10 protein-coding genes and 1 pseudogene are annotated in these 14,288 nt (G+C 69.7%); 8 read left to right on the forward strand and 3 right to left on the reverse strand.

The window, feature by feature from the left end:
• The first annotated feature begins 120 nt into the window (after window positions 1-120).
• Window positions 121-1,908 carry a serine hydrolase gene (locus tag K8640_RS02370; protein ID WP_223745584.1) on the forward strand — a complete coding sequence of 596 codons (1,788 nt, stop codon included), beginning with the start codon at window positions 121-123 and terminating at the stop codon, window positions 1,906-1,908.
• Between the two features lie 104 nt (window positions 1,909-2,012).
• Window positions 2,013-2,381 (forward strand): 6-carboxytetrahydropterin synthase QueD, encoded by a 369-nt coding sequence (gene queD / locus K8640_RS02375; RefSeq protein WP_370640309.1) that lies wholly within the window; start codon window positions 2,013-2,015, stop codon window positions 2,379-2,381.
• Between the two features lies 1 nt (window position 2,382).
• On the opposite strand, the gene K8640_RS02380 is transcribed toward queD, so the two are convergent.
• Both K8640_RS02380 and K8640_RS02385 read right to left on the reverse strand, forming a co-directional pair.
• A complete protein-coding gene (locus tag K8640_RS02380; protein ID WP_223745585.1) occupies window positions 2,383-3,162 on the reverse strand; it encodes an SDR family NAD(P)-dependent oxidoreductase in 780 nt (259 codons plus the stop codon).
• A gap of 157 nt (window positions 3,163-3,319) precedes the next feature.
• Window positions 3,320-4,156, reverse strand: a complete 837-nt coding sequence (locus tag K8640_RS02385; protein WP_223745586.1) for a dihydroneopterin aldolase — start codon at window positions 4,154-4,156, stop codon at window positions 3,320-3,322.
• Between the two features lie 270 nt (window positions 4,157-4,426).
• Between K8640_RS02385 and K8640_RS02390 the strand changes: the two genes are divergently transcribed.
• From K8640_RS02390 to K8640_RS02400, 3 genes are all read left to right on the forward strand, one after another.
• The gene (locus K8640_RS02390; protein ID WP_223745587.1) at window positions 4,427-5,815 is read left to right on the forward strand and encodes a hypothetical protein; all 1,389 of its coding nucleotides are present in this window, start codon (window positions 4,427-4,429) and stop codon (window positions 5,813-5,815) included.
• A 788-nt stretch (window positions 5,816-6,603) separates the two neighbouring features.
• The gene (locus K8640_RS02395) at window positions 6,604-7,665 is read left to right on the forward strand and encodes an efflux RND transporter periplasmic adaptor subunit (RefSeq protein ID WP_223745588.1); all 1,062 of its coding nucleotides are present in this window, start codon (window positions 6,604-6,606) and stop codon (window positions 7,663-7,665) included.
• Entirely contained in the window at window positions 7,662-10,847 is a 3,186-nt protein-coding gene (locus K8640_RS02400) for a multidrug efflux RND transporter permease subunit (protein ID WP_223745589.1), read from the forward strand. Before K8640_RS02395 ends, K8640_RS02400 begins: the two co-directional genes overlap by 4 nt.
• 222 nt (window positions 10,848-11,069) lie before the next feature.
• On the opposite strand, the pseudogene K8640_RS02405 reads toward K8640_RS02400, so the two are convergent.
• Window positions 11,070-11,333 (reverse strand): annotated as a pseudogene (locus K8640_RS02405) (transposase); the annotation flags it as partial.
• Between the two features lie 261 nt (window positions 11,334-11,594).
• Here K8640_RS02405 and K8640_RS02410 point away from each other — a divergent pair.
• From K8640_RS02410 to K8640_RS02420, 3 genes are read left to right on the forward strand one after another with little or no spacing between them, the layout of a single operon-like run.
• A complete protein-coding gene (locus K8640_RS02410; protein ID WP_223745861.1) occupies window positions 11,595-11,915 on the forward strand; it encodes a putative quinol monooxygenase in 321 nt (106 codons plus the stop codon).
• A 57-nt stretch (window positions 11,916-11,972) separates the two neighbouring features.
• A complete protein-coding gene (locus K8640_RS02415) occupies window positions 11,973-12,752 on the forward strand; it encodes an SDR family oxidoreductase (protein ID WP_223745590.1) in 780 nt (259 codons plus the stop codon).
• Between the two features lie 42 nt (window positions 12,753-12,794).
• The gene (locus tag K8640_RS02420) at window positions 12,795-14,285 is read left to right on the forward strand and encodes an aldehyde dehydrogenase family protein (RefSeq protein ID WP_223745591.1); all 1,491 of its coding nucleotides are present in this window, start codon (window positions 12,795-12,797) and stop codon (window positions 14,283-14,285) included.
• Window positions 14,286-14,288: the final 3 nt, after the last annotated feature.

Consider the following 14,288-nt stretch of genomic DNA (forward strand, 5'->3'; position numbering starts at 1 on the left):
CCCGGCCCCGGGATGGGTGGGGGGCGGGGACGTTTCTGTAAGTCGGTTGCAATCAGCCGCCGGGGTCCGCCGTAAGGCCCTACAGGCCTTGCCCCCTCGCCCGTCCACCCAGGCACCTTGATGAATTCCTCCCTCTCCCTGGGCGCCTTGCTGGCGCTCTTCTCCCTGTCCCCCACGGCCCGGGCCACCGAGCCGGCCGCGCCCCCGAAGCCCCCCGCCCAGGCCCCCGCGGCCGACGCGGCGCAGAAGCTGGTGGGCATCTGGTCGGCGGACCCCGTCTATGGGCCCGAGGTCCAGGGCGAGCTGACGGTGTTCCGTGAGGGCACCACGTGGCGCGCGCGAATCTCGGGCTACGAGGCCACGGGCCAGGTGGAGAAGGGCGCGCTGACGCTGGCCTTGCCGGGCGGACAGGGGACGTTCCGGGCCACGGTGGCGGCGGATGGCCAGGAGCTCAGGGGCCACTGGGTGCAGCCGCGCGTCATGGTGGGTGGCGTGCGGTACGCGACGCCGGTGGAGCTGCGCTCACTGCGGAAGGGCGTGTGGCGCGGGACGGTGAAGCCGTGGGCGGACCGCTTCACGCTGTACCTGGTCGTCTACAAGAAGCCGGATGGCGCCATCGCCGCGTACCTGAGGGACCCGGAGAAGGGCTTCGGAAGGCAGTTCGCGCTGAACGTCTCCGTGCAGGGCAGCGCCGTGAAGCTGGTGGACCCGCGCGGGCCGACGACGTTCGAGGGCACGCTGGATGAGAACTCGGGCCGGCTGTCGGTGCCCATCTTCTTCCTGGGGAACCTCCAGTTCACCCGTCGCGAGCGGGACCAGGCGGTGGGCCTGTATCCGCGCACGCCCGCGCCGGGGGCGTACGTCTACCGTCCGCCCGTGGCCGAGCAGGACGGCTGGGCGACGGCGTCCCTGTCCGACGTGGGCATGGACGCGGCACCCATCCAGGCGTTGATGCAGCGGCTCCTCGACACGGAGGTGGGCCCCGGGCCCGCGCAGCGCGTGCAGGGCGTGCTCATCGCGCGCAAGGGCAAGCTCGTGCTGGAGGAGTACTTCTACGGCTACGACAAGGAGCGGCTCCACGACTTGCGCTCGGCGTCCAAGACGCTGGCGCCGGTGCTGGTGGGCACCGCCATCCAGAAGGGCGCGAAGCTGTCTCCGCAGACGCCCGTCTACTCGATGTTCCCTGGCCATCAGCCGAAGGGGCCCCAGGACGCGCGCAGGGCGGGGCTGACGCTGGAGCACCTGATGACGATGACGTCGGGGTTCGACTGCGACGACGACAACGAGGAGACGCCCGGCAACGAGAACAACCTCCAGAATCAGGAGGGGGACTGGTACGCGTACACGTTGGATTTGCCCATGGCGCGGGCGCCGGGTGAGACGCAGGCGGTGTATTGCTCGGCGGGCATCAACCTGGTGGGCGGCGTGGTGCGCAACGCGACGGGCACGTGGTTGCCGGAGCACTTCGCGCGCACCGTGGCCACGCCGCTCCAGTTCCGTCACTACGCGATGAACCTGATGCCGGACGGGGAGGCGTACCTGGGCGGCGGCCTCTACGCGCGGCCCCGGGACGCGCTGAAGCTGGGGCAGCTGTACCTGTCGGGCGGCGTGTGGAACGGCAAGCGCGTGGTGTCCAGGCAGTGGGTCGAGCGCTCCACCGCGCGGCACTCGGTGATGAGCCCCGAGCGCACCTACGGGTATGCGTGGTGGCGCCACGAGGTGCGCGTGGGCGAGCGCGTCTACACGGAATACGAGGCGGGCGGCAACGGCGGGCAGTACGTCATGGTCATCCCCGAGCTGGAGCTCACGGTGATGTTCACCGGGGGCAATTACGGGCAGTTCAACGTCTGGAAGACCTTCCGGGAGGAATTGCTGCCCCGATACATCCTCGCGGCCGTGCGGCGGTAGGGGCGGGGGAGGGGGCGTCGGGCCCGTGTCTTGGCTCGACGCCCGGGGCGGAACGTGGGTAGAAGGCCGGTGCAATGGAGCCTGTTTCGAAGCCCAAAGTCTCGCTGGTGACCGAAATCTCGAGGGAGTTCACCTTCGAGGCCGCGCACTTCCTCCCCAACGTCCCGCCGGGGCACAAGTGCTCGCGCGTCCACGGGCACAGCTATCGCGTCGAAGTCACCGTGCGCGGTCCGGTGGACCCCCACTACGGCTGGGTGGTCGACTTCGCCACGCTCACCGAGGCCTGGCAGGCGATGCACGCGCAGCTGGACCACCGGCTGCTGAACGACGTGCCGGGGCTGGAGAACCCCACCAGCGAGCTGCTGGCCGCCTGGGTCTTCAGCAAGCTGAGCTTCCCCACCGCGAAGGTGGTGAAGATTCGCGTCGCGGAGACCTGCACGTCTCAGTGTGTCGTCTATCCCGAAGAGGGCTGACTCACTCGCGCAGCAGCAGCCCGCCGTCGAGCACCAGCTCCGTGCCGGTCATCCAGGACGCGCCCAGCAGGTGGCGCACGGCCTCGGCGACGTCCTCCGGATGTCCCAGTCTGCCGAGGGGATGCAGAGAGCGCAGGCCCGCGAGCTGGGCCTCCTGACGGCGGGTGTACTCCTCGGGTGATGGCGTCGCCTCGCCCGGTGCGAGCCTCACCTCGCGCACCATGTCCGTCTCCACGACTCCGGGCAGCACCGCGTTGGCGCGGACGCCCCGGGCCGCGCCCGCCAGCGCGAGGACCTTCATCACCTGGAGCAGGCCCGCCTTCGCCGCGCTGTACACCGCGCTGGTGACGATGGGCCGCGTGGCCAGCGTGGACGCGACGAAGACCTGCGCGCCGCCGGGCTCCAACACCTCCAGCGCCTGCTCACCCAGGCGCAGCGGCGCGACGAGGTTGATCTCCAGCTGGGAGCGCAGCGCGTCCTCACCGATGTGTCCCGGCGGTTGATGCACCACCTGGCCCGCGCTGTGGACGAAGCCGTCCAGGCCGCCCAGCAGCTCCGCGGCCCGACGCAGCAGTCCCTCGCGCTCCTTGGAGGACGACACGTCACAGGGCAGGGCAAAGGCCTGTCCTGGCCACGCGCGTGACACCTCGTTGAGGACGTCCGCGCGACGACCCGTCACGACGACGCGGCCACCCGCGCGCAGCAGGGCCTCCGCCACCGCCCGGCCGATGCCCGTCCCGCCTCCGGTGATGAGCACCTTCCGGGTGCCTGTCGGCGTCATGAGCAGCGCTCCCAGCGCACGTCCACCTGTGCGCGGCGGTCGCTCACGGTGACAGGCGCTCCGGCAGGGCTTGCGTCACGTGGAAGGGCGTCGTTCGAGCGGGAGTCTCTCCTCGGTCCTTCATGCCCGGTCAGGTGCTCGTCCGTTGCCACCGCGCTCATGACCGCGTCCCCGTCGAGGACTCCGAGGCGACCAGCTCATCGTGTGGATAGTAGGAGGTGCCCGTGACGGGCGTCAGGCCCTCGGGAGGGGCCTCGGTCTCCACCTCGTCCGACGGGATGAAGCCGGGCTTGTCGACACAGAGCACGGTCTGCTCGGTGGACGAGGGGTTGTCGTAGCGATGCGGGAAGCCGCGCGGCCAGTGGAACGCCTGTCCCCGGGCCACGGGCCGGTGTTGCAGGTGCAGCCCTCCGCCCAGCACCAGCTCGCTCTCCTCCATCTTCTGGTGCACGTGCGTGGGGATGTGGCCTCCGGGCCTGACTCGCAGCCGGTAGACGCCGTAGCCCGTCCCCTCGTGGATGATGTCCACGCGGCCGAAGGACTTCTCCTCCTTGCCGTAGACCATCTCCTGCGCGCTGCGGTGCACCTGGAGAGAGGGAATCGCCAGCCCGCCCAGCGCGTGGGGCTTGGTGACTCGCACCGTGGCCGCGTGGACCTGAGCGCGCGGCACGTCCTCGGTGGGTGGCGCCAGCACGTAGCGGCAGATGGCCTCGGCGGCGGACTCGAGCAGCTCGAAGCGACACGACTCCAAGAGGAAGCGCAGCTCCCCCGCGAGCCGGCCGTAGTTCACCGTGTGCGAGAGCTTGCCGCCCGCCGCGGAGCGCGTGTCCAGGAACAGCGCCACGTCGACTTGCAGCGGCTGGGCGGAGATGCGCTCCCGATTGAAGATGCCCACGATGCAGTCCACCGTGAGGCCCCGCACCTCGATGACGTCCAGAGGTCGGCCCTCGGCCGTGGTGATGGTGGGGGGATGGAAGGCGTGCTCGATGCTCATGGCTGTCCTGGAATGTAGGCCGCCCATCGTCCGAGGGAAACGCGGACGAGGGCTCCCGTCTCCTCAGTAACAGGCCGGGGCGGTGAAGGCACCGCCGACGGGCTCCCTGGCCGTGCCCGAGCGGCGTCCGGGCCCCCCTGCCTCCGAGGCCCCCGGTGTGGTCGTCCCGAGGCGCTCGTTCCTGTTTCCCGGCTGGAGGTGCAATCCAGTGGCATCGAGTCCTCCAGGTCCTGGCCTTGGGGGCGCGAGTTGCGCGATTCTGCGCGGTACATGCTCCTCGTCCTCCTGGGTGTGCTGCTGTCCGCGAAGCCGGCGCCGGCCGCGAAGGTCTTCGTGCCGTGTCCCCAGACCACGCCCGAGTGGAGCGCGGCCCACGAGCGCCTCGTCGCGCTGGACGCGAAGCTGGAGTCGCTGCCCGACGGAGCCGACGGCAAGCCAGGCGTGACGGCGCTGCGCGAGCTCTTGTCCTCGCGCTGCTTCGAGCTGAGCCGCGAGGTGGACGAGCCGGTTCCCGCGGACGTGTCGCTCCTGGCCCTGAAGGACTGGTGGCGTCGGGGCGGGCGCACGTGGGTGGAGTCCTATCTGGAGCTGGGCAAGCCGGGCGTCCGCACGGTGGTGTTGCCACCGACGGTGCGTGAGGTGCTGATGCTCGACACGGTGAAGCCGGACCACAAGCTCGCGCCGTGGCTGTGCGCCATGGGGGACAGCGCCTGTGTAAGGGAGACCGAGCCCTGGGTCGTCCGGGCCGAGGCGGCCTTCGCCGCCCACCGGGAGAAAGAGGCGAAGCATCTCGCGAGCGTCGTGGATGCGGCCACCGCCGATGAGGGCTTCGGACCCGCGTTCTGCGAGAAGGAGGCCCGCAAGAAGTCCAAGCGCTGGCGATATCCCGCCTGGCGCTTGTGCCTGTCCAACCTCGGGGCCTCGGTGGAGCTGCTCCCGCTGGCGGGCTTGCGAGTCCCCTCGGAGGGCTGGCTGGTGTTGCGCGGGCGTCGCGGGCACTACTCCTTCTGCGACGAGGTGCGCGCCTACCACCTGGGCACGGGCACGGCGTGGGTGTCGCAGAGCTGCAGCGAGCTGGCCCTGTACGAAGACGCGGAGCACATCGGCAAGGTCGACGTGAAGACCACGGACGCGAACCGGAAGGCACGCGTGGCGGCGGGGACGGTGAGTCGCGACGGGCTGCGAGAGCTGACGTGGATGCTCCTGTTGTCGGGCGAACTCGACGACGTACGGCGGCTCGCCCCCATCCGGCAACGGGTTCCCGAGGGCTTCGCCATCGAGTGGCGGGAGCTCCCCGACGACTTCACCACCGTGGGCGGCGTCTCCGGGGGCGTGGTGTGGGGCAACACCGGGCAGACCGTCCTCCGGTGGTCGTGGTTCCCTCCCGAGCGTGGCGAGCCGCTCTCGGGAGACCTGACCTGGCCCGAGGCCTCGGACCCCGGCGATGACCATGCGGATACCTTGGTGGAGGTGCTCGAGAAGACCTTCCAAGCGGGCTGTCCGACGCGCCCCGTGCCCGTGGACCTGCTCGACTTCACCCGTCCGACCACCGTCAGTCGGGTCGACGCCCCCGAGGGCGTGGCCCAGGTCCAGGATGCCCGTGTCACCGCCCTGCGCGAGTGGACGCCGCCCCCGGGCTGCACCGTCCCCGGCAGGTGAGGCCCCGCGAGATTGCGTTGCGCTCCGGGGCGCCGGGCAATTAGTAATGGGATATGTTGCAAATTACCTCGGCGGTGAGGCGCGCCGCGCCTCGGGCGTTCCGTTCATCGGGACGCTGTTGTCCCTCCATGTGTCGTTAGCGTCGTCATCGGACCTCGCGCGGAGGGCCGGGCCATCTCACGGGTCCGGTGCGTCGCGCCGTCGGCTCCGAGCTCCTCGATAGGTACCGCCGTCCTCCCATCGGTGATGCAAGCACCGGAGGGTCGACGTGTGCCTCCACACCCCAGTGTGTCGCCTCCGGCGGCCCTTGCGCCGAAGGGGTGACGTGCGCGTCGTCTCCCGTCCTGTCCGCTTGAGTCCATGACGTCGTAATCCCAGCCACCTCCATGTCCTCCGCCGGCGACCTCGCGCGCCGGACGGCAGACGTCCGTGAAGTCGTAGCCCCAGACACCCCTGTCCCCCGTCGGCGACCTCGTGCGCCGCACGGGAGATGTCCTCGAAGACGCATTCCTAGAGCCACCCCAGTCCCCCGTCGGCGACGTCGCGCGCCGCACGGCGGACGTCCGTGAAGTCGTTCCTCGTCCTGTCACTCAGGGACCGTCGGCGGTGGGCGCGCACGAGCGCGAACGCCACCGGTGTGTCCCGACCCTTGGAAGAAGTCGGAGTCCCCCATGAATTGGAAGCGTGCAGCAGTCGGAGGGGCCCTGTCCCTCCCTCTCGTAATCGGTGGTCTGGTCCTTGCGCGGAGCGAGAGCGCGGATGCGTCCGCTGGTGGTGGTGGCGCGAAGATGGCGGCGGCCCCCGTCGTCGCCGCGGAGGTCGTCACCCGGCAGGTCGCCGACAGCGCCGAGTTCACCGGCACGCTGGCGGCGGTGCAGAGCGTGGAGCTGCGGCCTCGCGTCGGCGGCTACATCGACTCGGTGCGCTTCGCGGAGGGCGGGCTGGTGACGGCGGGGCAGGTGTTGTTCCAGCTCGACTCGCGCACCTTCGAGGCCGTGTTGGACAGGGCTCGCGCGGACCTGCGTCAGGCCGAGGAGCGCCGCACGCTGGCCGACAAGCGGTTCGAGCGCGGCGAGAAGCTGGTCGCCGAGCAGGCCATCTCCCAAAGTGACTTCGACGTGCTGACGGCGGAGCGCGCGGAGTCGCGTGCACGCGTCGAGTCCGCCAAGGCGGCGGTGCGAGGCGCGGAGGTCGACCTGCAGGACACGCGCGTGCGAGCGCCCGTGAGTGGACGGGTGGGGCGGGCGGTGGTGACGCAGGGCAACCTGGTCAGCAGTGGCGCGCTGCTCACGACCATCGTCTCGGTGGAGCCCTTCTACGTCTACTTCGACGTGGACGAGGCCACGTACCTGCGCTTCGCGGGCACGACGTCCGGCGCGCGCGGGAAGGATGGGCGCGTCAACGCGGTGCCGGTGCGCGTGGCGCTGACGGGGGACGAGGGCTTCCCGCGCGAGGCGCGGCTCGACTTCCTGGACAATCAAGTGGTGGCGGGGACGGGCACGGCGCGAGCGCGCGCGGTGCTGCCCAATCCGGACGGGAAGCTGACGGCGGGGCTCTTCGCGCGGGTGCGGCTGGAGACGGGCGCGGCGCGGCCCACGGTCCTCATCCAGGACCTGGCGGTGGGCACGGACCAGAAGGGGCGCTACGTGCTGGTGGTGCGTCCGGACCAGACGCTGGAGCAGCGGCGCGTGGAACTGGGGACGACGGAGGGCGGCCTGCGGGTGGTGCGCTCGGGGCTGGCGGCGGGTGAGAAGGTGGTGCTCAAGGGCCTGGCGAGGCCGGGGATGGCGGTGGCGCCCACGCTGGTCGCCATGGCCGGCTCCGAGCACGCCGAGGGGGCGCGGCCGTGAAGTTCGCGCACTTCTTCGTCGACCGGCCCATCTTCGCGGCCGTGTTGTCGGTGCTGCTCCTGATTGGCGGCGGCCTGTCGTTGTTCCAACTGCCGTTGAGCGAGTACCCGGCCGTGTCTCCCCCCACGGTGGTGGTGCGAGCGGCCTATCCCGGCGCGGACCCGGCCGTCATCGCGGAGACGGTGGCCGCGCCGCTGGAGCAGGAGATCAACGGCGTGGAGGGCATGCTCTACATGTCCTCGCAGGCGACGAGCGACGGCCGGGTGGCGGTGACGATTACCTTCGGCATGGGCGTCAACCCGGACACCGCGCAGGTGCAGGTGCAGAACCGGGTGGCCCGCGCGATTCCGCGGCTGCCGGCGGAGGTGCAGCGGCTGGGCGTGCTCACGGAGAAGTCGAGCCCGGACCTGCTGATGGTGGTGCACCTGGTGTCCCCGGAGGGGAAGCAGGACCCGCTCTTCCTCTCCAACTACGCGGTGCTCCAGGTGCGGGACGTGCTCCAGCGCGTGCCCGGCGTGGGCAGCGTGAACGTGCTGGGCGCGGGTGAGTACAGCATGCGTGTCTGGCTGGACCCGAGGTTGCTCGCCGCGAGAGGCCTCACCGCGAGCGACGTGGTGGCCGCCATCCGCGAGCAGAACGTGCAGGTGGCCGCGGGTGTCATCGGTCAACAGCCGGACGAGCGCTCCGCGTTCCAGCTCACCGTCACCACGCAGGGGCGGCTCACGGAGGAGGAGCAGTTCCGCGACATCGTGGTCAAGGTGGGCGAGGAGGGCCAGGTGACGCGCCTGCGGGACGTGGCCCGCGTGGAGCTGGGCGCGAGCTCCTACTCCGTGCGAGCGCGACTGGACGGCAAGTCGGCGGTGGCCATCGGCATCAGCCAGGCGTCCGGCTCCAACGCGTTGGATGTGTCCGCGGGCATCCGTGCGCGGATGACGGAGCTGAAGGAGGCCTTCCCCCAGGGCATGGAGTACAAGATTGCCTACGACCCGACGCTCTTCGTGCGCGCGTCCATCCGCAACGTGGTGACGACGTTGTTGGAGGCCGTGGTGCTGGTGGTGTTGGTGGTGCTGCTGTTCCTCCAGACGTGGCGCGCCTCCATCATCCCGCTGGCCGCGGTGCCCGTGTCGCTGGTGGGAACAGCGGCGATCATGCAGATGCTGGGCTTCTCGCTCAATACGCTGTCGCTCTTCGGCCTGGTGCTCTCCATCGGCATCGTGGTGGATGACGCCATCGTCGTCGTGGAGAACGTGGAGCGGCACATCGCGCAGGGCGTGAGTCCGAAGGAGGCGGCCCGCAGGGCGATGACGGAGGTGACCGGTCCCATCATCGCGATTACCTCCGTGCTGTCAGCGGTGTTCGTCCCCACTGCGTTCCTGGGTGGTTTGACGGGACAGTTCTACCGGCAGTTCGCGCTGACCATCGCCATCTCGACCCTCCTCTCGGCGTTCAACTCGCTCACGCTCAGCCCGGCGCTCGCGGGTGTGCTGCTGCGCGGTCACCACGGTCCGAAGGATGGCCTGACGCGCTTCATGGAGAAGGCGTTCGGCGGGTGGCTGTTCGGGCCGTTCAACCGCTTCTTCGACCGGGCATCCTCGGGCTACGTGTCCCTGGTGCGCAGGGTGGTGCGCGTCAGCGGAATGGCGCTCGTGGTGTACGGCGGCCTGCTGGTGCTGACGTGGCTGGGCTTCGCGAAGGTGCCCGCGGGCTTCGTGCCGATGCAGGACAAGTACTACCTGGTGGGCCTGGCGCAGTTGCCGCCCGCGTCGTCGCTGGAGCGGACGGACGCGGTGGTGAAGAAGATGTCGGACCTGATGCTGGCGGAGAAGGGCGTGGCCAACGTCGTGGCCTTCTCGGGCATCTCCATCAACGGCTTCGTCAACTCGCCCAACTCGGCCGTCGTGTTCGCCATCCTGGACGACTTCGAGAAGCGACAGTCGCCGGAGCTGTCGGCCGGGGCCATCGCGGGGAAGCTCCAGGGGAAGTTCATGGGCGTGCAGGAGGGCTTCGCGGCCATCTTCCCGCCGCCGCCGGTGCCGGGCATGGGCTCGACGGCGGGCTTCAAGCTGCAGGTGGAGGACCGGGCGGGGCTGGGCTCGCAGGCGCTGTACGAGGCCACGCAGGCCCTGGTGCAGCGTGCGTCCGCGGACCCGCAGGTGATGGGGTTGATGTCGGGGTTCGAGATCAACGTGCCGCAGCTCCACGCGGAGGTGGACCGGGTGAAGGCGAAGCAGCAGGGTGTGCCGTTGGGCTCGGTCTTCGAGACGCTCCAGATTCACCTGGGCTCGCTGTACGTGAACGACTTCAACCGCTTCGGTCGGACGTACCAGGTGAACGTGCAGGCGGACGCGAAGCACCGCATGGAGCCGGAGGACATCGGCCGGCTGCAGGTGAGAAACCCACAGGGCGGGATGGTGCCCCTGGCCTCGCTGGTGGACGTGACGCCCTCGTTCGGGCCGGACCAGGTGCTGCGCTACAACGGGTATCCCTCCGCGGACATCAACGGGGCGGCGGCGCCGGGTGTGAGCACGGGACAGGCGGTGGCCGCGATGGAGCGACTGGCCGCGGAGACGCTCCCCGCCGGCATGAGCTTCGAGTGGACCGACCTGACGTACCAGGAGAAGCTCGCGGGCAAGGAGGGCCTGTTCGTCTTCCCGCTGGCCATCCTGTTGGCGTTCCTCATCCTGGCGGCGCAGTACAACAGCTGGTCACTGCCGCTGGCGGTGCTGCTCACGGTGCCGCTGGCGTTGCTCAGCGCGATTGCCGGGGTGTGGCTGGTGGGTGGGGACAACAACATCTTCACGCAGATTGGCCTCGTGGTGCTGGTGGGGCTCGCGGCGAAGAACGCCATCCTCATCGTCGAGTTCGCTCGGGCGCAGGAGGATGAGGGGATGGGCGTGGTGCAGGCGGCGCTGGAGGCGTGCCGGCTGCGGCTGCGGCCCATCCTGATGACGTCCATCGCGTTCATCATGGGCGTGGTGCCGCTGGCGGTGGCGACGGGGGCGGGCGCGGAGATGCGTCAGGCGATGGGCGTGGCAGTGTTCGCGGGCATGCTCGGCGTGACGTTGTTCGGCCTGGTGCTGACGCCCATCTTCTACATCGTCATCCGGAAGCTCGCGCTGCGCGGCGAGGAGCGGGAGGCCCCGGCCATCCCCGCCGGAGCGACGGGGGCGGAAGGGCACTGACGTCGTTGGAGTTTGTCGGGGGTCGAGGGGCCGTCTTCTCAGGGGGAAGGCGGCCTCTCGTGTTTGGGGCGGGGTCCATGGCTCTGGACGAAGGTGCTGCGCTCGGACACGGCGCTGCTCATCATCCATGAAGAAGCGCGTCAGTGCATGTCATGGCCCCTTCGGTGCGCGAAGGGCGACGCCCAGGGGGCTCTTGGGCGGATGGAGTGGATTCTGTCCATCCAGCCGCACACCCCTCACCCCTCGCGCGAGCAGTTGCCGCAGCAGCTCCAGCCAGGAGTCCTGCGACGCGCTGCCAGCCAGGGGCACGGCCAACAGGTTCCCATCCTCTCCCACGCCGTAAGCCACCAGGGCCGAGCCGCTCTGCACCGTGCGCGCCCACCGGGCGTCCAGGAAGGTGGCGTCCAAGTACAGATAGGGGAAGGGATCGGTGCGAAGGCCCTCCACCTTCTCGTCGAGGGACTTCGTCACGCGGCTCACCCTCGAGCTCCTCGCTGCGCCGCTTGTAGCGGCCCAGGACGGCCTGCGCCGAGCCGCTGGCGCGGGAGCGGGCTGCCAGCGCTCGAAACGACGTGCCCCAGCGGCGCTGGTGCGCCTTGGCGTACTGCTCGGGTTCCGACGCACAAGACGATCTCGAAAGAGATTCAGACGCCGCGTTATGGATCGTCTTGTGGAGGAGGGCTTATTGAGAGGGTGTGGACAACGCGGAGGCCCTGACGGCTCCGACGCTCACCCAGGAGATAAGTGATGCCCCAGGCAAGACTGAAGGCGACCCACGGCTTCCATGCGACGATGCGAGCTCGTCCGGGGCGGGCCGACGCGCTGATCGATGCACTGCTCGCGGGAGCGCCGACGAGCAACGAGAACTGCCTCGTCTATCTCGTGGGGCGCTCGTCGAGCGAGCCCGACGTCATTGACGTCACCGAGGGCTGGACTTCGAAGGAGGCCCACGCCGAGGCGTTCGCGAGCGCGTCGGCGCAGGCGCTGATCGCGAGGCTCGCGCCGCTCGTGACTGACGCCGCGCAGTACCGGGATGTCGTCCCAGTGGGCGGCTCCGTGCGCGGCTGAAGTGAACCCCAAACCCCAAACCCCCAACCCCAACCCCAACCACCGAAGGAGATTTCCATGAGCACCACGAAGACCCTCAAGACTGTTCTCATCACCGGCTGCTCGTCTGGCTACGGCGAGGCGACGGCCCGCTACTTCCACGACCAGGGCTGGAATGTCATCGCGACGATGCGCACCCCTCGGCTCGGCGAGCTGCCGAAGTCCGACCGGCTCCGCGTCCTGGCGTTGGACGTGACGAAGCCCGAGACCATCGCAGCAGCCCTCGAGCAGGCGGGGCCCATCGACGTGCTGGTCAACAACGCCGGCATCGGCGTCGTCGGCGCGTTCGAGGCCACCCCCATGTCGACGATTCGCGAGGTCTTCGAGACCAACACCTTCGGCGTCATGGCGGTGCTCCAGGCCGCGGTGCCTCGGTTCCGCGAGCGCCGGGCGGGCGTGATCGTGAACGTGACCTCGAGCGTGACGCTCGCGCCGATGCCGCTCGCCGCCGTGTACACGGCCAGCAAGCTCGCCGTCGAGGGCTTCACCGCCTCGCTCGCCCACGAGTTGGGCGCCTTCAACGTGAAGGTGAAGCTCGTCGAGCCTGGCTACGGCCCGGGCACGCGCTTCACCGCGAACGGCACCACGCGCATGCAGGGGTTGATCCCCAAGTCCTACGAGGCGTTCGCGCAGCCCATCTTCGCGGCCTTCGCGCAGCCGGGGCTCACGACGACGGCGTCCGATGTGGCCGAGGCCATCTGGCGCGCGGCCAACGATGAGACCGGGACGCTCCGTTTTCCAGCCGGGCCAGACGCCGTCGCGCTCGCGAAGTCGGCGTCGCTCATCAAGGTCGCCTGACGTCGGCACCCACTTCAACCTCAACACCCAGGAGAGAACACCATGTCACAGCTCAACGCGGAACATCGTCTCTTCATCAACGGCACCCTCGTCGAGGCCGAGGGCGGCGCCACCTACGACGTCATCAACCCGGCGACGGAGGAGATCGTCGGCGTCGTAGCCGCCGCCTCCGTCGCGGATGGCGACCGCGCCATCGCCGCTGCCCGCCGCTGCTTCGACGAGTCGGACTGGTCGACCAACACCGCGAGGCGCATCCGCGCACTGACGCAATTGCGTGATGGCCTCAAGGCGGTCAGCGAGGAGTGGCGGCGTCAGGTCGTCGCGGAGAGCGGGTGCCCCCTCGCGTTCACGCATGGTCCGATGCTCGACAGCCCGGTGGCGGACATCGACTACTCGCTGAAGCTCCTCGAGGCCTACGACTTCGAGCGCGAGCTCGAGGACCTTGGCTCGCCCATCGGCGGCCCCGCGCGTCGCCTGGTGTGCAAGGAGGCCGCCGGAGTGGTGGTGGCCATCACGCCGTGGAACGCGCCGGTGCAGACCAACATGCAGAAGAGCATCCCCGCGCTGGCCGCGGGCTGCACGGTGGTCCTGAAGGCGGCCCAGAATACGCCGTGGGCGGCGACCATGCTCGGTCGCGTCGCGGCCCAGTGCCCGGACCTGCCTCCGGGAGCCTTCAACGTGCTGACGTCGACGGGGAGCGGCTCGCTCGGCTCGATGCTCACGTCCGACCCGCGCGTCGACGTCATCTCCTTCACGGGCTCGACGGCCACGGGACGTCGCGTGATGGAGAGCGCGTCGAAGACCATCAAGCGCACGCTGCTCGAGCTGGGCGGCAAGTCGGCGATGATCGTCCTCGACGACGCGAAGTTCCCAGAGGCGCTGACGGGCGCGGCCTTCGTCTGCGCCAACGCGGGCCAGGGCTGCGTGCTGAACACGCGCTTGCTCGTCCCGCGCTCCCGTTACGACGAGGCCATCGCGATCCTCGAGCAGATCTACCGCGACGTTCCCTACGGTGACCCGGCCGACGTGAAGAACATCATGGGCCCGATGATCAGCGCGGGGCAGCGCGAGCGCGTGCTCGCCTACATCGAGAAAGGCAAGGCCGAGGGCGCTCGCCTCGTGGTGGGCGGCGGCACGCCGAAGCACCTCAGCAAGGGCTACTTCGTCGAGCCGACCCTGTTCGCCGACGTCGACAACTCGATGACGATCGCGCAGGAGGAGATCTTCGGCCCGGTGCTCGTCGTCATCCCGTTCGATGACGACGACGACGCGGTCCGCATCGCGAACGACTCCATCTACGGGCTCTCGGGTTCGGTCATCTCGGCGTCGCCGTCGCGCGCGATGCGAGTGGCCCGTCGCATCCGCACGGGCTCGATGAACGTCAACGGCGCCTTCTTCTTCTCTCCGAACGCGCCCTTCGGCGGCTACAAGCAGTCGGGGCTGGGCAGGGAGAACGGCGTCGAGGGCTTCGAGGAGTACCTTGAGACCAAGACCATCGCCGTCCCCAACGACTTCCCGCGCCTGGTCGGATGACAT

The organism is Myxococcus sp. XM-1-1-1 (genome assembly GCF_020037095.1).
GTDB classification, from domain to species: Bacteria; Myxococcota; Myxococcia; order Myxococcales; family Myxococcaceae; genus Myxococcus; species Myxococcus fulvus.

What these genes read in the sequence shown, in the direction of transcription:
- K8640_RS02390 (WP_223745587.1), top strand. Translation starts at nt 4,427, where the DNA reads ATGCTCCTCGTCCTCCTGGGTGTGCTGCTGTCCGCGAAGCCGGCGCCG.
- K8640_RS02420 (WP_223745591.1), top strand. Translation starts at nt 12,795, where the DNA reads ATGTCACAGCTCAACGCGGAACATCGTCTCTTCATCAACGGCACCCTC.
- K8640_RS02410 (WP_223745861.1), top strand. Translation starts at nt 11,595, where the DNA reads ATGCCCCAGGCAAGACTGAAGGCGACCCACGGCTTCCATGCGACGATG.
- K8640_RS02385 (WP_223745586.1), bottom strand. Translation starts at nt 4,156, where the DNA reads ATGAGCATCGAGCACGCCTTCCATCCCCCCACCATCACCACGGCCGAG.
- K8640_RS02395 (WP_223745588.1), top strand. Translation starts at nt 6,604, where the DNA reads ATGGCGGCGGCCCCCGTCGTCGCCGCGGAGGTCGTCACCCGGCAGGTC.
- K8640_RS02380 (WP_223745585.1), bottom strand. Translation starts at nt 3,162, where the DNA reads ATGACGCCGACAGGCACCCGGAAGGTGCTCATCACCGGAGGCGGGACG.
- K8640_RS02370 (WP_223745584.1), top strand. Translation starts at nt 121, where the DNA reads ATGAATTCCTCCCTCTCCCTGGGCGCCTTGCTGGCGCTCTTCTCCCTG.
- K8640_RS02415 (WP_223745590.1), top strand. Translation starts at nt 11,973, where the DNA reads ATGAGCACCACGAAGACCCTCAAGACTGTTCTCATCACCGGCTGCTCG.